Below are 18,496 nucleotides of genomic sequence, written 5' to 3'. Positions count from 1 at the left end.
GTGAAACTCAGCGACATCGAGTCAACCCTGACGGGAGCACGACTGCCCTTCATGACGTTTCGCCGCACTGCCGCCCTGCTTCTCTCGCTGTCGCTTTTCGCGTTGGACACCCCGGCAGCCAGCCGCTACATGTCCGTCGACGAAGTCGAACCGGGCATGATTGGTGTCGGCCGGACGGTGTTCCAGGGCACGACCATCGAGGACTTCAAGGTCCACATCATCGGCGTGCTGCGCAACACGAATGGGCCGAAACGCGATTTGATTCTCGCCCGCATCGAAGGGGGACCGCTCGCCAGGACCGGCGTCATCGCCGGCATGAGCGGCAGCCCCGTGTACATCGATGGCCGCCTGCTCGGCGCGATCTCCTACTCGCTCGGGCAGTTCGCGACGGAACCCATCGCGGGCATCACGCCGATCGAGGAGATGATTGCAGCGACGACCGGTCCAGACGCGGCGACGGCCGTCAAACGACGGCCCATGCCCGCGCTGATGGGTTCGGCCGGGATGGCGACGTCGTTCGAGCACGCGCTCAGCCCTGTCGTACCGTTTGCCGCGTCCGCGGCGTACGTCTCGTACAACGGTCTCGCCGGCGCGTACGACGGCCGCACGGCCACCGTGCTCAGACCGATTGCGACACCGCTCGTCGCCGGCGGGTTCGATGCGGTCGCCATTCAGCCGATCCTGAATCTGTTCGAGCGGGCGGGTTTCATCCTCGCACCCGGCGGCGCGGGCGCGACCACGACGGCAGCGACGACCCAGCAGGCGTCGACAGGACCGCTGCGGCCGGGCGATCCGATAGGCGTGGCCCTGATTACCGGCGACCTCAGCTTCGGCGCGACCGGCACGGTCACCGAGGTCGACGGCGATCGCGTCTACGCGTTCGGCCATCCCTTCTACAACGTCGGCCCCACGCGGTTTCCGATGACGCGGGCGTATGTACACGCGGTGCTGCCGAGCCTGCTCAATTCGATCAAACTCTCGTCGATCGGGGAGGTGATTGGCACCATCCAGCAGGACCGCGCGACGGCGGTCTCGGGCACACTCGGCGCAGGTCCTCGCGCCATCACCGTGAATGTGTCCCTCGACCGCGCAGGCCGTTCACGCAGAACATTCACCTTTCACGTGGCCGACGATCCGCTGTTGACGCCACTGCTCGTCTTCACGGCGCTCTTCAACACCTTCGCGTCGCACGAACGCGATTACGGCGCCGCGACATACGCGTTGCGGGGCCGCGTGGCGATTCGCGGACAGGCCGACGTCGAACTGGACGAGATCTATGTGGGCGATCAGCCGGGGGTGACCGCGTCGGCCTCTGTCGTGGGGCCGCTTGGCGCCCTGCTCAACAACGACCGCGAACCGGTCGACATCGAGTCGGTTGATCTCACCATCGAGGCCACCGAGCACCCCCGCACGGCCACCATCGAGCGCGTGTGGATCGATGCCACCGCCATCCGCCCCGGGCGAACGGTGCCCCTCAAGATCCTGCTGCGCACCTGGCGTGGCGAAGATGTCCTGCACACGGTTCCGATCCCGATTCCGCTCAACACAGACGACTCGCTCACGCTGCTCGTCACCGATGGCCCCCGGCTCGCCCAATGGGAGGCTCGCGACGGCCGCGCCGTGCTCGGACCGGATTCGGCAGCCGGCCTGATCCGTCGCCTCAACGACACGCGGCACAACAACAGGGTGTACGTCAGGCTGCTGGGGCGCAACGCCGGCGCGATCGTCGCCAGCGAGACGCTACCCGGCCTGCCCTCGTCTGTGCTCAGCGTGATGGAAGGCGACCGGGCCGGTGGCGGCGGCACATCACTCCAACAAGCCACGCTTGGCGCCTGGGAAATCCGGACGTCGCTGGCCGTGTCGGGACAGCGCACGCTCACGCTCTTGCTCGATGGCCGCGGTCAACGGCCGTGAGCCCGATACACGCGAAAGGTCTACCCGCAATGATGGCGTTTCGACACCGGTTGTTTGTTCTGGCCGCTCTGATGGCGTGTTGCGTGGCCACGAGCCAGGCCACCTCGCCCCGCTTCTGGCAGGTGTCGACACACGCCGACATGATGAAGGGCGAAGTCGACAGCCTGTCGGTCGACGATTCGGGCCGGCTTGTCCTCGGGCCGGTCGTCAAGACGCTGTACGAAGCCACGGTGCCCTTCATCTGGACCCTGCAGGCGGGCCCCGACGGCGCGGTGTTTGCCGGAAGTGGCAATGATGGCCAGGTCTGGAGGATCGACGCCAGGGGCAAAGTGACGGAGTTCTTCAAGGCGAAGGAACTCGAAGTGCACGCCATCCTCGCCGCACCCGATGGTGCGCTGCTGGTCGGGACGTCGCCCGACGGCAAGGTCTACCGCGTCGACGCGGCGGGCCGCGCGACGATCTACTTCGATCCGGACGACAAGTACATCTGGTCGCTGGCCATTGACGGGCAGGGACGGCTCTATGTCGGCACCGGCGACAAAGGGCTGATCTATCGCGTCACGGCAGCAGGCATTGGCGAAGTGTTCTACCGGACTCAGACCAAGCACGTCACCTCGCTCACCTTCGATCGAAGCGGTCAACTGTTCGCCTCAACCGATTCACCGGGTCGCGTGCTGCGCATTGACCCGGCCGGAAAAGCCTTCGCGCTCCTCGACTCGCCATTCCGCGAGTTGCGCGCCCTGCGTGTGGGCGCTGACGGAACGGTCTATGCGGCCGCGGTCAACGGCAAGAGTTCGGCTGGCGACGATCGTTCGCCCGGTGCCCCGATTGTGGACGTACCCAAGACCCCGCCCGGCGGCTCGGTGTCGACCGAGATCATGTCGATCACCGTCGCCGATTCGCCCACCGTGACAGGTCAGCCCGGATCATCGGCAGGCCGGACGCAGGACAAGACAACCGCGAAGGGCGCGGTGTATCGGATCGACAAGGATGGAGGCTCCGAGATCATCTGGGAGTCAAAAGACGACTCGCCGTTCGACATCTGGGTAGAGGACGGCGGCGCGGTCACGGTCGCGACAGGCAATGGTGGCAAGCTCTTCCGCGTCGCGGGGAATCCCGCACGCACGACGCTCGTCACCAGGCTGGGTGGGCAGCAGATCACGTCGGTGCTGGTCGTGGGTCAGGCACGCTACTACGCCACGTCGAACCCGGCGAAGATCTACGCGCTCGCGGGCGACCGTGCAGCCGAAGGCACCTACCTCTCGGATGTGAAGGACGCCGGCATGGTGGCGACATGGGGCACGTTGAGCTGGCGCGCACAGACGAGCGGCGCGGCCCGCGTGCAGATGTTCACGCGATCTGGAAACACGTCAGCCCCCGACGACACGTGGAGTGCCTGGTCGGGTCCGTACGCCCGGCCCGATGGTGACGCGCTGCAGAATCCCGCGGCACGCTACTTCCAGTGGAAGGCGGTGCTGTCGGCGACACCGGCCGACAAGGAAGGGCCATCGCTTGTATCGGTAAAGGTCGGTTACCGGCAGCGCAATGCGCGACCGCGCGTCACCTCCCTGTCGGTGCTCCCACCTGGCATGGTGTATCAACGTCCGTTCCCGACCGGAGAGGCTGAAATCGCGGGCCTGGGCGATGTCCCGGCCGACGCCAGGGCTCCGGTCTACTCTCTGCCACTCGGCACGGCACCTCCGCCAACTCCCGAGGCTGGACCCGCGCTTGGGCGGAAGATGTATCAGAAGGGGCTGCAAGCCTTCACCTGGAAGGCGGACGATGACAACGACGATCGGCTGAACTTCGACGTCTTCTATCGCAGGGTGGATTCGTCCGGATGGAAGCCGCTCAGACGTGCGACGAGCGATCAACTGCTGACATGGGATACCACCTCTGTCCCCGATGGCACCTACATGATCAGGGTCGTCGCCAGCGATCAGCCCGGCAATCCCCAGGGCCAGGCCCTGACTGGAGCGCTCGAGAGTGACGGATTCGACATCGACAACACGCCACCGTCGATCTCGGTCGCGAGCGTCACGCGCGATGGGGCGATGGCGACGGTCGTCATCGACGTACGCGACTCGCTGTCGGCGATCGACAGGGTCGAGTACTCGGTGGACGCGGGCCCTTGGCAGACGCTCGTCCCCGCCGACGGAATCGGCGACAGTCGACACGCTCGCTATACGCTGAAGGTCGATCCTGAGGCGGTAGACCGAACCGTTGTCAGGGCGTCAGACGCCCTGAACAACATGGCGACGCTGAAGGTGGAACCGCCGGCGAAATAGCCTGGCGCCGCTAGCCGAGCTGCGTCTGCACCCGTGCCAGGCCGCTCTGCTTCGGCGTGAGCGGCATCTTGCCGCGTACCGTCGTGTGCGCGAACAACCACACCGTCTTGACGGCAATCGCAGACCCGCCGACACGCGCCGGCTCGAACCGCGCGCGCGACAGCTGATCGAGCAGCCGCAGCACGCGATCGCGATCCGCAGCAGTCGGCTGCTCCGAGAGCACCGCTTCCAGATTCTGGAGCCGGCCTCCCCGCGTCACCACCGCCGAGAGCGCCAGCACCGCATCCTCTTCGCTGAAGACGCCATCGGCCACCATCCCGATGCCGGCCGAGCGCGGCATCAGCATGCCTGCTTCGCTTCCCACAGACTGGGCGCCAAGCGTCTCCATCAGACCAGCCAGGGAGTCGGACCGCTCGCTTCGGGGACCGAAATACAGCATCCCGAACATCAGCAGAATCGATACGACCGTCGCCAGCGTCGACCCCACGGCCGCGAAGCCGAGGCGCATGTCTACAAAGGCCCGCGACACCTGCGCGGGCACGGACTCTTCGCGCTCGACTCTGAGGCGATTCAGGATCTCGGACTGCAGCCCGTCGAGATCGCCGCTCAACCGCTCGGACACCTCGGCAGAACCCAACCGTACCAGCTCACCCAGCTCCTGCAGATCGCTCGCCTCGCCAACGCACGCCTGGCATCCACGCAGATGCGCTTCGACGGCAATCTGCTCCTCAAGTGGCAGCTCGCCGTCGTGGAACGCCGACAATCGGCGTCGAACCGCACCGCACGACAGCCTGTTCATACCGCCCTCGTCTCACGCAAGCGGGCCCGCAACGCCTCGCGCCCACGGGTCAGCCGCGACTTCACCGTTCCAACCGCGACACCGAGCGAGAACGCGATCTCCTCGTAACTCAATCCGTCAATCTCCCGAAGCACGACGGCCGTCCGCTGATCGAACGGCAATGCGTCCAGCGCGAGCCAGACTTTCGATGCGGTTTCCTTCCGCTTGAGCTGCCCGTCAGGGCCAATAGCCGAGTCCGCCAGGGCGCGGTCGCCATGCTGTTCCAGGTGCGCATCAAGCGACACCTGCTCAGAACGGTGGCGCCGCCGCCACCAACGCTGGCGATTGCGGGCCTGATTGATGACGATGCGATAGATCCAGGTCCGCAACGCAGATTGGCATCTGAACCGGCCAATCGTGCGGAACACCTGGAAGAAGACGTCCTGGGAGAGATCGCGTGCTTCTTCGTAGTCGCCCAGCAGGTGCAGGGCCAACTGGAAGACCATGCGCTGGTGGTCCGCCACCAACGTCGCACACGCATCGTCATCGCCAGTGGTGCACCGGCGCACCAGGACCGCTTCGCGATCCGCAACGTCAGGCCAACCCAGGGCAGGCGCTTGTTTCAAAGATAGTTCCTCGGCCACGTTCGTGTCTCCGTGAACTATAGCAAGTTCCCAGTTCCCTGTCAGGCGTCCCGGTGCTGCGACCCCCGGGCAGGCCCAAACCCTGCTTCCTGTAAAGCTTAGACACGAAGAACGAGCAAAAGTTCCCTCTCCTGCTACCATAGACTCGTCATGGGACGCAGCTGGATTGGCGTGCTGCTGGTGGTCGCGCTGTTGGCTGGACTGTCGATTGCCGTCTGGGCAGCCGTGGTCCGGGAGCGGGAGTACCAGCAGTTGCTTGGACGCGGAGATGCGGCGCTCGCCGCCGACCAGACCGATACCGCCATCGAGGCGTATAGCGGCGCGCTCGCCCTCAAGAGCGACTCGATGATCGCGTACCTCAAGCGCGGGGAGACCTACCGGCGGCGGGGCGATCTCGGCAACGCGCTGAAGGATCTCAGGATCGCCTCGCGGCTGGACCCGGCTGCCGAACGGCCGGCCGAATTGCTCGGGGACGTCAATTACAGCCTCGAGCGCTACGGCAAGGCGGTCGAAAGCTACAGCCAGTTTGTCGATCTCGACGATCGCAATCCACGGGTGCTCTACAAGCTCGGACTCGCCCAGTTCAGGGCTGGCGACACCACCGGGGCCATCCCATCCCTGCGCAAGGCCGTGGCGCTCGACGAGCGCCTCGCGGAAGCCCACTATCTGCTTGGCCTCTGCCTCAAGTCGCAGAATCAACCCACCGAGGCGCTGCGCGCCCTCGAACAGGCCAATCGCCTGTCGCCCGGGCTGATCGCGCCCAGGGAGGCGCTGGCGGATGTCTACGAGACAGTCGGCCGCCCGCGCGACGCCATTGCCCAGCTCGAGGCCATCGCGACGCTGGAGCCGGACCGGCCAGAGCGGCAGGCCGCGGTGGCCCGTGCCTATGCGCGTGCGGGACGCACCGACGTCGCCATTGGCGTGCTGGGGCGCGCCGCCGAACGTTACCCGGACAATGCCGTCATCTACCTGACACTCGGGAGGGTGTGGCTCGATGCGGCCGAGCCGAGGCTCGATCGCGTGGCCCTGCGCAAGGCCCTTGAGGCACTCGAGCCGCTGACACGCGGCCCGCGCGTGTCGGGAGACGCGCTGGCGCTCTACGGAAAGGCGCTGATGCTCTCTGGCGATCTGACCGGGGCGGCCGCCGCCCTTCAACATTCGGCGGACATGCTACCCCTGAGTCCGGCAACGCTGCTGATGCTCGCAGACACGTCTGAGCGCCTCGGCCGACTGCCTGCGGTCCGAACGTCGCTCGAGCGTTGGGCGGCACTCACGCCGGAAACAGGCCAGACGCGCGCGGCGGTACTGGAACGTCTCGGCGATACGTGTCAGCGATTGGGTGATCAGCGGGAGGCGATTCGGGCCTGGCACCGGGCCGCCGATATCACGCCCGCTCCTGCCCTGCTGGTGCGGCTGGCGACGGCCGAATTCAGGCTCGGGGACGCGCGGGCGGCCCGAGCGACCGTCGCACGCGGCCTCGAACACAACCCGCGTTATCCAGCGCTGCTCGACCTCCAACGCCAGATTCAGTGATGGGGGCGCTGCGGGTCGAGCGCGTCGCGCAGCCCGTCGCCCAGGAAGTTGAATCCCAGCACGAGCAACGCAATCGCGACACCCGGAAAAATGGTCAAATGCGGCGCGTCCAGCAGGTGTGCGCGTCCCCCCGCCAGCATCGTGCCCCAGCTCGCGGTCGGTGGCTGCACGCCGAGCCCCAGGAAGCTCAGTGACGCCTCGGCAATGATGGCGCCTGCCATGCCCAGGCTGGCCTGAACAACGACAGTCGTCAGCACCGTCGGCAGCACGTGCCGCCCAATGACCCGCGGCACCGCAGCGCCAAGCGCCCGCGCGGCCTGCACGAACTCGAACTCGCGGGCGCGCAGCACCTGGCCACGCACAAGCCGCGCATACCCCACCCAGCCGATTGACGCGAGCGCAAAGACGACGTTGGTCAGACTGGGGCCGAGGACGGCGACAAGGGCGATGGCGAGCAGGATGCCTGGAAACGCCATCAGAATGTCGATGATGCGGCTGATCAGTTCGTCGATCCATCCGCCGTAGTAGCCCGCCGCCGATCCGAGGATCGTCCCGATGCCCGCCGAGGCCGCCACGACCGACAGCCCCACCAGCAGCGAGATTCGCGCGCCGGCCAGCACGCGCGACAACACGTCCCGACCGAGTTCGTCCAGCCCGAACGGATGCCGCATCGACGGGCGCGCCAGCCGGTCGGCCAGTACCTGGTCGGCCGGATCGTAGGGCACGACCCATGGCCCCACGAGGGCTGCCAGGATGGTCACCAGAACGATGATGGCTCCGACACGCGGCATCGCGCCTGATCTCCTACGTCCTTCGACTCATGAACTCGCGAAAGAGCGTATTCGCTCAGGACGTAGCGCTGAGCAAGCATCTTCCGCCCGATCGCCTCGAAAGAACCTACAGCGGCTTCTGCGAGTCGAAGCGCTACGCCAGCCGTATCCGCGGATCGAGCCACCCGTAGACGAGGTCAGTCACGAGATTGACCATCACGTAGGTGACCGCAATCAGGAGGATGCATCCCTGCACCATGGGATAGTCGCGGAAGTTGATCGATTGGATCAATAAGCGTCCCACGCCAGGCCACGAGAAGATCGTCTCGGTGATGATGGCGCCGGTCAGCAGCGATCCGAATTGAAGACCGACGATGGTGACAACCGGCACGAGACTGTTGCGAAAGGCGTGACGCCAGACCGCGCGAGCTCGCGAGGCGCCGCGTGCCCGCGACGCTGTGACGTAGAGTTCGCGGAGTTCCTCGAGCAGACTGGCTCTGGTCATCCGGGCGAGAATGGCGGCCAACGCGGCACCAAGTGTGAGGGATGGCAGGACAAGATGCGCGAGCGTGCCTCTTCCGGATACAGGCAGCCATCCCAGTTCAACCGCAAAGAGGATGGCCATCATCGGGCCCAGCCAGAAGTTCGGGATTGAGATCCCGACAAGCGCGAGCGTCATCGCGCAATGATCGACGAAGGTGCCTTTCCAGACCGCCGCCGCCACGCCGAGGGGCACCGCGATCAGGAGCGCGACCACCATCGCCGCGATGGCCAGTTCCGCGGTCGCCGGCATGCGGCTCGTGATCGACGCGGCCACCGGCTCACCGGTACGCAACGACGTGCCGAGATCGCCACGAACCAAGCCAGTGATGAAACGGCCGAACTGCACTGGCATCGGCTGGTCGAGCCCGAGCCGCGAACGCAGGGCCGCCACCTCCTGAGGTGCCGCGCCCTCCCCGAGCATGGACTGCGCGGGATCGCCGGGAACCAGGTGGATCAGCAGGAAGACCAGGGTGGCGACACCAAGCAACACCGGGATTGTCAGCAGGAGACGACGTGCAAGGTAGCGCCACATGCGCGTCTATCATAGACCACAGGCGCAGGCGACTTGGGTAGGCAGCGCGAATCCGACCAGCGCGATCAAGACCGTGGTCGCCCAGTCGGGGATGACCGGCGCGGAGGTTGACGCGTGTCTCGCTCTCGCCGATCTGCGGAGCGGCATCACGAACATGAAGATAGCCGGACAGCAGCAGTACGGCGTCAGCGGCACGCCGACCTTCATCATTGGGTCGCAGACCGTTGTGGGCGCCGTCCCGTTTGCCACCTTTGACGCCTTGTTGAGATCCCTCACTCAGTAACGCTACCTGTTTGGCCCGCTCCGGACAGAAGGACAACAGCAGCGGATAGCGACTTTGTAAGACGCTGGACCAGTTCTCGATCTTCGGAGAGGACCCGCCGGATCTTGACGAACGCACGCACGACGAACACCGCGACCTCAACCGCGCGTCTCGAGTTGAGCACACTCGCGGCCGTGATGGCTCCGTACTCCGTAAAAGCGCGGGGCAGTGCCTTGGCAAACCTGAGGCGAAACAGGTGGTCGCAACTTGCGACCAGTTTCGAGTTCTCCGAAGGCGTCAGTTGAAACATGAAGTCTCTCGGGAAAAGGCTCTTGCTCATACTGCGCCATCGTCCAGCACGTCCGGCCCGTCCTTGATCTCAAGTTGAGCCAATAGTGTGGAGCAGGCGCAGCACGTCCGGCTGCAGATCGAAACGCCGCCCGGTCTTCTTCCAGAACCTGGAGAGCGGCCCGCGCATCGCGGCGTGCTGGCGAGCCTGCCGCGTCTCACTGTCGAACTTCTTGTAGATGGCGAACCGTATCTCTCCCTGCGGGTCGATGACGATGGTGCTGCCGCCGTTTACGTCGAACAGATCGCCCGCCCGCCGGACCGTGCACGATTGCGTGACCTCGGCCACCAGATCGAACAGTACGCGCCCATCCGGGGAGACGCGCCGACTCACACGAATCGACTCCACCGTCGGTGGCGACGCCTGAACGATGCCATTGGGAAGCGGCGCACCCGGCGCCACGAGGTGAAAGACTCGCGCGTGCTCTGGAGCGGTGACGAACGTCCCGAGGGCGTGCGCCTGGCGCCTCAACTCCTTCACGTCGGCCGGCTGCCCCGGTTCGCCATCGAACCGAAGCTCGCGGAAGGCGAGAGCGGGAATTCGGAGGGTTGCCTCGGGTGAGTGCCACACCATCGCGTCCTCGGTGAGGAACTGGACGTGATCGGGAAAGATAGAACGACGCCGGAACGATCGCATCAGCGATTCACGAAATCCCCACTTGTCGCTCCGTTCCATCTCGCTGTCGGCGGTGAGCAGCGCCCGCAGGTACTCGCCGAGCTCCATGTCAGCCGGCGGGCAGTAGTCAATCGCGCGGATGCAGACGTTGAGGAACTGGCCGGCCACATCGCTCGCCTCCTGGGCGATCGCCTTCACGAGCGCGTCGCTGATCGGTGTCTGCCCGGCTGTACGGGCATCCAGGCCGGCGATGCCGAACAGGCGCTCGGTCTTGCGCCGCACGACCGTCGTGAACGCCTCGAACACCGCCGAGACCAATACCGAACCGAGCGCGTGCGGCTCGGTTCCCGCCTCGTCGTACGACATCGGTCGCGAATCGTTCGAGAGCGGCACATCGGAATCGAAGGCTGCGACCCCGTCGACGTCCACGCCTGATCGGAGCGCGGAGCCCTTTCCCGCCTTCGATCGTGCGTAGCCGAATTCGCGGGCCAGATCGGTCAACAGAGAACCGCGCACCAGGCTGCCCCGCGATTCACGAATGGCCCGCTCCACGACATCCGCGTAACTGAAGTGAAGGAACAGCGCCACGAGATCGGCGAACCCTTCGTGGAACGCCGGCACGTCGACGTTGGTGGGCACCTGAAACAGCGACCGAAGACCGTCGAGGAGGGCGTGCGTGGTTTCGTGAGCGACGATGTCATGGCTGAGGGCCGTACAGATCAGGCCCTTGCGCATGACGAAGCCGGCCGGATCACGTCCCGCGCTGAAATACCCAAACGACAGGTCGCCGGCCTCGCGGCTGTAACCCGCGTTGCGGCCCCGGAACGCGAAGGGACGCACCACGAGACGATGCGGGCCCTCGGGTGGCGCCGCGGTGGCCCAGGCGATGTCCCGCCCAAGCGCCCGCCGGAAGGCGGAATAGGTCAGGCTGCACACCGCGTAGACCATCTGCAGGTGAAAGCGTCCGTCAGCCGGCGTCGGCATCAGGCCGGCCGACAGGAGAAGGTTGGGATCGTCCAGGTTCAGCGGCGCCGATTCGAGCGGCTTGGGCGCACCCTCGCAGTTCACCTGAAAGAGCGATCCGGTGGGACCAAGCTCCAGCTTCTCGTACGGCACATTCGCGGTGGCCACACCGCCCAAACGATCCGAAACCGACGGGTCGAGTGTGTACAGGCGAAGGGGTCGTACGAGCGGGGCCCCGCGGGGGCGCTGGTAGGGACGAACCGAGGCCTGCCGAGGGACACGCTCACTGACTTCGTAAAGCGCGGGAGGGGCGACGGGCTTCTTCTTGGGCATGATGGCGCACAGAGATTTCAGCTCTTCGGGCCAGCGCCGCGAATCTTCACGACCAGGCGGTCCGGCAACCGATGGACGATGCGGACTTCCGCACCCTCGGGCTTACGCGTCGCAGGCGGACTGTCGTCGTCGCGCCAGGTGGCGGGGTGCTCGACCAGCCGGTCGTCAGGTCCCCCGACGAACAGACGGGCCGAGCCATCCCGACCGAGCTCGAGTCGTTCGCGCGGCCGCCGCGACAACGGGATGTCGCCCTCTTCGGACCGGTACACGGCGCCGTCCGCCGTATCCTCCTCGAAGACGTGCACCCATTTCGTCGAGAACAGTCGATCGCCAGGCCCGCCTGTCCCTGTCATTGGTTTCAGGTCTACAGCAGTCCGCTGCGCACGCTCTCGAGGGCGGCGCGCATGCGAAGCACCTGCTGCGAAGTGAACATGAACATCGCCGCGTCGTCGGTATAGTCCATGTAGTTCATGAACATGTCGCCGTTCGGACCGTTGTTGCAGGTCACCGTCGGAAACGGCGGCGTCCCGAAATTCGGGCCAGCGCAGTTGGGTGTGTCGGCCACCATGTCGGAGCCGCTGCAGTCGGGCGTGTCGCCCCAGATGTGTCGCAGATTGAAGTAGTGACCGATCTCATGCGTCGCCGAGCGTCCCTTCTTGAACGGTGCCGCAGCGGTTCCGTTCGTGCCAAACGCCTTGTAATTGATCACGACGCCGTCGGTTGCGGGGGGACCACCGGGAAACTGCGCGTATCCGAGCAAGCCGCCGCCCATCGGGCACACCCAGAGGTTGAGGTGTGTTTTCGGGGTGGTGGGCGCGATCCCGCCGGTCGACGCCTTCTTGACCTGATCGTCGCTGGTGAATGAGATTTTGCCCGTCTTGGTTCGCGTCACCTGGACCAGTTTGAACTGCACGCGCGCATCCGTGACGAAGCCTTTGAACGGGACCGGGGTCTGGCTCTTGTCGGGATTCGTCGCGCGAAAGTCTTTGTTCAGGGCTACGAACTGGCTGTTGATCTGCGCGTCCGAGATGTTCTGCTCAGCGGTGTTGTACACCACGTGCACGATCGTCTTGATCGTGGCGACCGTCGCCTTCTGCGGATCGGCGCCCGTGTCCCGTCGCCGGGCGGTGACCCCTTCGAGCCGCATCTGGGCGGCGCGGAACGACGGATACTGTTCGAGCAGCATCATGTGGGCGGCCATGGCCCCACACGTTCTGCGCGTGCGCGCGGCGGACTCTTTCTTTGGCATGCTCACCCTCCCTGCGAGTGTCGCGAGTGGTGTCGGAGCCCTGCTATTGCGAGTGTGTGCTGTTGACGCTCTGCGCTGATTATGGCCGCAACGGAGAGGTTGTCAAGGACATCCAGCCCTTCAAAGGGCGAGAAACTCCTTGACAAGAGTTCCGCAGCAACTAGACTCTTGGCATAACAAACAGACGGAGTTCAGGTAGTTGCACCAGGCAGGGTCCCGCTATCTGAAGTCGTTGTCGAGGCGCACTCGAGTGTAGCTCGCGCGGTAGCCGTCGCTGGAGTCAGAAGGAGACATCGTGTTGTCCCCCGACCTCCGGAGAGCCCTTCAGGCCGCTTGGATCCATTCCCACGAGGAAGACGAAGGCGCCCGCCTCGTCTTCAGGGGCCCGGATACTGATTTCCCGCCTTCGCGTGGTCGCACAGCGTTCACGCTGAAACCTGATGGTGTCGTCGAGGTGGTTGGCCCCGGCCCGGATGATCGGCGGCGAACGGCCTCGGGGCGCTGGACCCTGGCAGGCAAGCACCTCGAAATAAGGGCGCCCGGCTTCTCCGGGACCTTCGAGGTGGAGACAGTGGACGACCAGCGCCTGGTCGTCTGTCGATCCAGAGAGGAGCAGTGACATGGCACAGAAGAAGAAGCGCTCATCCCGTCGTGGGGCGGCCGAGGCCACCCCGCCGACCCGTCGGACCTGCGGTACGATGGACGTTCACTACCGCCTGCTCCGTACGATTCCCGAGTACGCGGAAGCGAGAGCTGCCAGCGAGAACCAGGCACTGCGCGCCGCAATGAGCCCAGTGATCGGCCGCACGGGTTGCACCAGGATCCCGGTCGTTGTGCACGTCGTCTACAACACCAGCGTGCAGAACATCTCGGCCGCGCAGATCCAGAGCCAGATCGACGTGCTCAACGAGGATTTCAGGCACAAGAATGGCGATCTCGGCACGGTGCCGGCTCCTTTTGCCCCCGTGACCGCCGACGCGCGGATCGAGTTCAAGCTGGCCGCCACCGATCCCGCCGGCAACCCGACGACCGGCATCACCCGGACAGCGACGGCGACAACGGCCTTCTCCGACGACGATAGCGTCAAGTCCTCCGCCACCGGAGGCGCCAATGCCTGGCCGAGCGACAAGTATCTCAACCTCTGGGCATGCCCGCTCGCCGGCGGCCTGCTCGGTTACGCGCAGTTTCCGGGCGGGCCCGCGGCTACCGACGGCGTCGTCATCCGCCACTCCGCCCTCGGAACCACGGGCACGGCGGCGGCGCCCTTCCATCTCGGTCGCACGGCGACCCATGAGATCGGGCACTGGCTCAATCTGCGTCACATCTGGGGTGACGACGGCACGGGCTGCTCCGGAAGCGACTTCGTGGCGGACACGCCGAACCAGGGGGGACCGAACTACGGCGCCCCGGCTTTCCCGAAGGTAAGTTGCAGCAACGGCCCCAACGGCGACATGTTCATGGACTTCATGGACTATGTCGACGATGCCGCAATGACCATGTTCACCGCCGGCCAGGTGACACGGATGCAGGCAGCGCTCGACGGACTCCGCAGCAGCATCGGGACCGCGATCCCGTGCGACGGCGGCATCAAGAAGCTCGAGCCCGACACCATCAAGAAGTTCGAGCCCGACACAATCAAGAAGCACGAGCCCGATGTCAAAAAGCGCGAGCCCGACACGATCAAGAAGCTTGAGCCCGACATCAAGAAGCGCGAGCCCGACATCAAAAAGCGCGAGCCCGACACGATCAAGAAGCTCGAGCCCGACGTCAAGAAGCGCGAGCCCGATGTCAAGAAGCGCGAGCCCGACGTTCCCCCTTTGGGCAAGAACGAGCCGGAGATCCCGCCGACGGGCCCGGGCGGGCAGTACGAGTACGAGACTTCTGGGTACGAGGAGGGGTACGCGCCCGAAGCGAGGTACGAGGAGAGGCTGCAGCGAATCGAGGCCGCCCTGGCCCAGCTGACGCACTTCATCCAGCAGTCGCAGCGGCCTGACGTCTCGAGGGCTCCGCTGCGGAAGGAGAAACAGCGGAAGGAGAAACGTAAGTAGGACCGGCCGTCCCGGGAGGCTTCAGCCAATAGTGTGGCTCGTACTGTGCGACTCGACGGATGCTCCGGCCCGCTGGGCCCACCAGGGCCTGCGGAGCCGCGGGCTGGAGCCCGTCGAGTTCGTGACATCAGACGACCTGTCCCACGCGCGCTGGGTGCACCACGTCGGTGGAGGGGGCGCTCGCGTCGAGGTGGGCTTGCGCGACGGGCGCGTGCTCCACAGCGACTCCGTCCGCGGGGCGCTCAACCGTCTCGTCTATCCGCCACAGGGCGATCTGCTCCTGATTCAGCCGTCAGACCGTAGCTACGTCGTCCAGGAGTTGATGGCGTTCTTCATGAGCTGGCTCCACGCGCTCCCGGGACCGGTGCTCAATCCCCCGTCGCCGGAGTGCCTTTGCGGCCGTGTCCGCTCCCTGGCCGAGTGGCTCTGGCTGGCAGGCAGGGCCGGCCTGCCGACCCCTCGGTACAGGTTGTCGAGTGACGATCCGCCGGCTCAGCCCTCGCTCCACGTCCAGATGCCCGATCCCGGTCCGGACCTCAGGACACTGCTGGTCGTCGGTGATCACATCGTGGGGTCGGCGGCTCCGGCGGCGATCGGGGAAGGGTGCCGTCGGCTCGCCGCTCTCGCGCACGCGCCTCTGCTGGGTCTGGAGTTCTCCGTCGGGCCTCAGGGCATTTGGAAGCTCGCCGGAGCGACGGGACTGCCCGACCTCAGGCTGGGTGGCGACGCGCTCCTGGACGCCCTCGCTTCGAGCCTGCGTGACGGGCAGGGAGCGCGGGCATGATTTTTCTCTGCGGCATCCCGACGGAGCCGTCGCTGGGGCTGGTGATCGAGCGCTTGCGGGAGCTGGGGGCGCCCCATGTCGTATTCAACCAGCGCCGCTTCGCGGACACGCGGCTGGAGCTGGAGGTCGGAGATGGCGAGGTGCGGGGCGAGCTGCATCTGGACGGCGCTCGGCACCGGCTCGAGGATTTCGTCGCCATCTACACGAGGTTGATGGAGTGGCAGCTGCTGCCCGAGGTCGAGCACGAGCCGCCAGACTCGCCCTCGCGCCTCCATTGCCAGAACCTGCACGCGATGCTGATGCAGTGGCACGAGCTCGCCCCGGGTCGCGTCCTCAGTCGAAGCGCCGAGATCGGCGTGAGCTACTCCAAGCCAATGCAAGCGCAGCTGATTCGGCGCCACGGCTTCTCGATCCCCGAAACGCTGGTGACGAACGACCCGGACGAGGTGCGCAGCTTCCGCCGACGCCACGGACGGGTCATCTACAAGTCGGCGAGCTACGTGCGGTCGGTGGTCAACCTGCTCGACGATTGTGATCCCGAGCGGCTGGAGGCCGTACGGGCCTGCCCGGTCCAATTCCAGCAGTTCGTCGAAGGAATGAACCTGAGGGTCCACACCGTCGGAAGGCGGGCGTTCGCCACGTCGATCGAGGCTTCGGCCGTCGACTACCGCTACGCGTATCTGGCCGGAGAGCAGGAGAAGCTGGAGGAGGCGGCGATCTCCGAAGGCTTCGCCAATCGCTGTATCGGGCTGGCCACGGCCTTCGGTTTGGACTTCGCTGGGATCGACTTCAAGATCACCGATGGCGGCGAGGCCTACTGCCTCGAGGTCAATCCCTCACCGGCCTTCAGCTACTACGAGTTGCATACCGGCCAGCCGATCGCACGAGCGGTCGCCGAGTACCTCATGTCGGGGAGCTGAGCACGATGCTCGGCCTCGAGACGCGTCCCGCCGGGAGCCGACCCCGGGTGTTGCTCGTCAACATGCCCTTCGCCGCGATCAGCACACCCTCGCTCGCGCTGGGTCTGCTCAAGGCGGAACTCGCGCGCGCCGGCGTGGCCTGTGACGTCCTCTACCTGAACGTGCTCTTCGCGCAGATGGTCGGTTGGAGTTCCTACGGGGTGGTCGAGCGCTCCTCGGCTCTGCTCGCGGGGGAGCAGATGTTCGCCCACGATCTGTTCGGGGGCCGGATTCCCCCCGATCACCAGTATCGGGCCGAGGTGCTCAGCCGGGTCGAACCAAAGATCCAGCACGAGCTGCGACACCTGAAGGCCCACATCCCATCCTTCCTCGCCAACTGCCTGGAGCGCATCTCCTGGGATGCCTACGACATCATCGGCTTCAGCTCCGTCTTCGAGCAGAACGTCCCGAGCCTGAGTCTGGCCCGTCGGGTGAAGGAAGGGTTCCCGCGGTCGGTCATCGTCTTCGGGGGCGCCAACTGCGAAGGCATCATGGGGCTCGCGCTGCACCGCTGCTTCCCGTTTGTCGATTACGTCATCACCGGCGAAGCCGACATCGCGTTTCCGCAGCTCGTCCGACGTCTCGGCGACGGTGACCCGGTCGACGACCTGCGCGGAGTCGTCTACCGCCGGGGTGGCGCCTCCGTCGACACCGGTCCCCCGGACAAGATCGTGGATCTCGACGGGCTCCCGTTTCCGGACTTCGGTGATTACTTCGAGATCCTCGATCGCACGGGAGCCCCCTCGGGGGGCGAACGGCACGTGGTCCTCGAGACAGCCCGTGGCTGCTGGTGGGGCGAAAAGGCGAAGTGCACCTTCTGCGGTTTGAACGGCGAGAGCATCGCCTTCAGGGCCAAGAGCCCGGATCGGGCGGTCGAGGAGATCGTCCATCTGGTCCGTGCGTATCGTCCGCGCTACGTGCGCACCGTAGACAACATGATGGCCCCGAGCTACTACGACGCCTTCCTGCCCCGCCTGGCCGCCGCGAACCTCGGGGTGGACCTCTTCTACGAGGTGAGGCCAACTCTTTCGAAAGTGCAGATCGACGCCCTCGCGAGGGCGCGCGTGACGAGCGTACAGGCGGGGATCGAGAGTCTGAGCACGCACATGCTCAAGCTCATGCGCAAGGGCACGACCTCGCTCCGCAACTTGGAGTTCCTCAAGCAGTGTCGGCAGGCGGGGATCTACGTCGACTGGAACCTGCTCTTCGGCTTCCCCGGTGAGCAGGTGGAGGACTACGAGAGCACGCTCGATCTGGCGTCGCTGATCACGCACCTCGATGCGCCCTCGAGTGTCGGCGAGATACGCCTCGACCGCTTCAGCCCGAACTTCGAGCACGCCGAAGAGTTCGGCTTCACAAACACAAGGCCCTGGAGCCTCTTCAAGTACGTCTATCCCTTTGACCGCGAGACCCTGATGGATCTCGTCTATTACTTCGACTGCGACAGGCGTGAGGTCTTCGACGATCATGATTACTTGAGCCGGCTCGTGGAGCACGTCTCCGGCTGGAAGCGTAGGAACGACCGTCTGCTGGCCCAGCGCGTCAACGGGTCGCTCGTCATCGACGACAGCCGTCCGGTGGGCCTTGCTCGGCAGACGGTACTGACGGGTATCCGAAAGGACATCTACGAGTACTGTGACACGAGGAGAACGCTTGCCCAGGTCGACGCGTGGCTCGCGGAGAGCCGAGGCCAGAGCGTCGGCACGAAGAAGCTACGCCTGCTGCTGGATGAGTTCGGCGCGAAGCGGCTGATGGTGGAGGAGCACGGATGGTACCTGAGCCTCGCCTTGCTCCGCGATGACCCTGTCCCTGCGAATGCTCAGCCTCGAGTCGCGCGCGAGAGCGGGGCGCGGAGCAGGAAGGCCACAGCTCGAAAGAGGACGACCACGAAGAGCGTCCCGGATTCCCCTTAGATTTCCTGGGAGTCTCGCT

Annotated in this window: 16 protein-coding genes and 1 pseudogene; 9 read left to right on the top strand and 8 right to left on the bottom strand. The window is 65.6% G+C overall.

What is annotated here, in order from left to right; translation table 11 throughout:
- Both NT151_09305 and NT151_09300 read left to right on the top strand, forming a co-directional pair.
- Entirely contained in the window at window positions 1–1,914 is a 1,914-nt protein-coding gene (locus tag NT151_09305; GenBank protein ID MCX6539113.1) for a hypothetical protein, read from the top strand.
- A gap of 29 nt (window positions 1,915–1,943) precedes the next feature.
- A complete protein-coding gene (locus NT151_09300; protein ID MCX6539112.1) occupies window positions 1,944–4,202 on the top strand; it encodes a hypothetical protein in 2,259 nt (752 codons plus the stop codon).
- A 10-nt stretch (window positions 4,203–4,212) separates the two neighbouring features.
- Here NT151_09300 and NT151_09295 read toward each other — a convergent pair whose 3' ends face one another.
- Window positions 4,213–5,001 carry a zf-HC2 domain-containing protein gene (locus NT151_09295; protein MCX6539111.1) on the bottom strand — a complete coding sequence of 263 codons (789 nt, stop codon included), beginning with the start codon at window positions 4,999–5,001 and terminating at the stop codon, window positions 4,213–4,215.
- The gene (locus NT151_09290) at window positions 4,998–5,624 is read right to left on the bottom strand and encodes a sigma-70 family RNA polymerase sigma factor (GenBank protein ID MCX6539110.1); all 627 of its coding nucleotides are present in this window, start codon (window positions 5,622–5,624) and stop codon (window positions 4,998–5,000) included. Before NT151_09290 ends, NT151_09295 begins: the two co-directional genes overlap by 4 nt.
- A 150-nt stretch (window positions 5,625–5,774) precedes the next feature.
- On the opposite strand from NT151_09290, the gene NT151_09285 reads away from it, so the two are divergent.
- The gene (locus tag NT151_09285; GenBank protein ID MCX6539109.1) at window positions 5,775–7,157 is read left to right on the top strand and encodes a tetratricopeptide repeat protein; all 1,383 of its coding nucleotides are present in this window, start codon (window positions 5,775–5,777) and stop codon (window positions 7,155–7,157) included.
- On the opposite strand, the gene NT151_09280 is transcribed toward NT151_09285, so the two are convergent.
- Complete coding sequence (locus tag NT151_09280) at window positions 7,151–7,948, bottom strand: ABC transporter permease (GenBank protein ID MCX6539108.1); 798 nt, start codon at window positions 7,946–7,948, stop codon at window positions 7,151–7,153. The two genes, NT151_09285 and NT151_09280, sit on opposite strands and share 7 nt — an antisense overlap.
- Window positions 7,949–8,081: 133 nt before the next feature.
- Window positions 8,082–9,002 (bottom strand): ABC transporter permease, encoded by a 921-nt coding sequence (locus tag NT151_09275; protein MCX6539107.1) that lies wholly within the window; start codon window positions 9,000–9,002, stop codon window positions 8,082–8,084.
- On the opposite strand from NT151_09275, the gene NT151_09270 reads away from it, so the two are divergent.
- Entirely contained in the window at window positions 9,001–9,285 is a 285-nt protein-coding gene (locus NT151_09270; GenBank protein MCX6539106.1) for a DsbA family protein, read from the top strand. The genes NT151_09275 and NT151_09270 overlap by 2 nt on opposite strands.
- Here the strand turns inward: NT151_09270 and NT151_09265 are convergent.
- From NT151_09265 to NT151_09250, 4 genes are all read right to left on the bottom strand, one after another.
- On the bottom strand, window positions 9,275–9,604 hold the full coding sequence (locus tag NT151_09265) for a hypothetical protein (protein MCX6539105.1): 330 nt from the start codon (window positions 9,602–9,604) through the stop codon (window positions 9,275–9,277). The genes NT151_09270 and NT151_09265 overlap by 11 nt on opposite strands.
- A gap of 39 nt (window positions 9,605–9,643) precedes the next feature.
- The gene (locus tag NT151_09260) at window positions 9,644–11,359 is read right to left on the bottom strand and encodes a peptidase M4 (protein ID MCX6539104.1); all 1,716 of its coding nucleotides are present in this window, start codon (window positions 11,357–11,359) and stop codon (window positions 9,644–9,646) included.
- A gap of 182 nt (window positions 11,360–11,541) precedes the next feature.
- Window positions 11,542–11,877, bottom strand: a complete 336-nt coding sequence (locus NT151_09255; GenBank protein ID MCX6539103.1) for a hypothetical protein — start codon at window positions 11,875–11,877, stop codon at window positions 11,542–11,544.
- An 11-nt stretch (window positions 11,878–11,888) separates the two neighbouring features.
- Window positions 11,889–12,773 carry a zinc metalloprotease gene (locus NT151_09250; GenBank protein MCX6539102.1) on the bottom strand — a complete coding sequence of 295 codons (885 nt, stop codon included), beginning with the start codon at window positions 12,771–12,773 and terminating at the stop codon, window positions 11,889–11,891.
- A 295-nt stretch (window positions 12,774–13,068) separates the two neighbouring features.
- Between NT151_09250 and NT151_09245 the strand changes: the two genes are divergently transcribed.
- The 5 genes and pseudogenes from NT151_09245 to NT151_09225 all read left to right on the top strand — a co-directional run bounded on the left by NT151_09245 (window position 13,069) and on the right by NT151_09225 (window position 18,477).
- Window positions 13,069–13,392 carry a hypothetical protein gene (locus NT151_09245; protein MCX6539101.1) on the top strand — a complete coding sequence of 108 codons (324 nt, stop codon included), beginning with the start codon at window positions 13,069–13,071 and terminating at the stop codon, window positions 13,390–13,392.
- A 1-nt stretch (window position 13,393) separates the two neighbouring features.
- Window positions 13,394–14,305: pseudogene (locus tag NT151_09240) on the top strand (zinc metalloprotease).
- Window positions 14,306–14,852: 547 nt separating this feature from the next.
- A complete protein-coding gene (locus NT151_09235) occupies window positions 14,853–15,605 on the top strand; it encodes a hypothetical protein (GenBank protein ID MCX6539100.1) in 753 nt (250 codons plus the stop codon).
- Window positions 15,602–16,525 carry a glutathione synthase gene (locus tag NT151_09230; GenBank protein MCX6539099.1) on the top strand — a complete coding sequence of 308 codons (924 nt, stop codon included), beginning with the start codon at window positions 15,602–15,604 and terminating at the stop codon, window positions 16,523–16,525. Before NT151_09235 ends, NT151_09230 begins: the two co-directional genes overlap by 4 nt.
- A gap of 5 nt (window positions 16,526–16,530) precedes the next feature.
- Complete coding sequence (locus NT151_09225) at window positions 16,531–18,477, top strand: RiPP maturation radical SAM C-methyltransferase (protein MCX6539098.1); 1,947 nt, start codon at window positions 16,531–16,533, stop codon at window positions 18,475–18,477.
- Window positions 18,478–18,496 lie beyond the last annotated feature (19 nt).

This window comes from Acidobacteriota bacterium (genome assembly GCA_026393675.1).
Classification (GTDB): domain Bacteria; phylum Acidobacteriota; class Vicinamibacteria; order Vicinamibacterales; family JAKQTR01; genus JBAXOX01.
This window is presented reverse-complemented; position numbering and strand designations above follow the sequence as displayed.

Coding starts and splice junctions, on each gene's coding strand:
- NT151_09270 (MCX6539106.1), top strand. CDS start 9,001: ATGCGCGTCTATCATAGACCACAGGCGCAGGCGACTTGGGTAGGCAGC.
- NT151_09230 (MCX6539099.1), top strand. CDS start 15,602: ATGATTTTTCTCTGCGGCATCCCGACGGAGCCGTCGCTGGGGCTGGTG.
- NT151_09280 (MCX6539108.1), bottom strand. CDS start 7,948: ATGCCGCGTGTCGGAGCCATCATCGTTCTGGTGACCATCCTGGCAGCC.
- NT151_09250 (MCX6539102.1), bottom strand. CDS start 12,773: ATGCCAAAGAAAGAGTCCGCCGCGCGCACGCGCAGAACGTGTGGGGCC.
- NT151_09275 (MCX6539107.1), bottom strand. CDS start 9,002: ATGTGGCGCTACCTTGCACGTCGTCTCCTGCTGACAATCCCGGTGTTG.
- NT151_09255 (MCX6539103.1), bottom strand. CDS start 11,877: ATGACAGGGACAGGCGGGCCTGGCGATCGACTGTTCTCGACGAAATGG.
- NT151_09225 (MCX6539098.1), top strand. CDS start 16,531: ATGCTCGGCCTCGAGACGCGTCCCGCCGGGAGCCGACCCCGGGTGTTG.
- NT151_09295 (MCX6539111.1), bottom strand. CDS start 5,001: ATGAACAGGCTGTCGTGCGGTGCGGTTCGACGCCGATTGTCGGCGTTC.
- NT151_09285 (MCX6539109.1), top strand. CDS start 5,775: ATGGGACGCAGCTGGATTGGCGTGCTGCTGGTGGTCGCGCTGTTGGCT.
- NT151_09300 (MCX6539112.1), top strand. CDS start 1,944: ATGATGGCGTTTCGACACCGGTTGTTTGTTCTGGCCGCTCTGATGGCG.
- NT151_09265 (MCX6539105.1), bottom strand. CDS start 9,604: ATGAGCAAGAGCCTTTTCCCGAGAGACTTCATGTTTCAACTGACGCCT.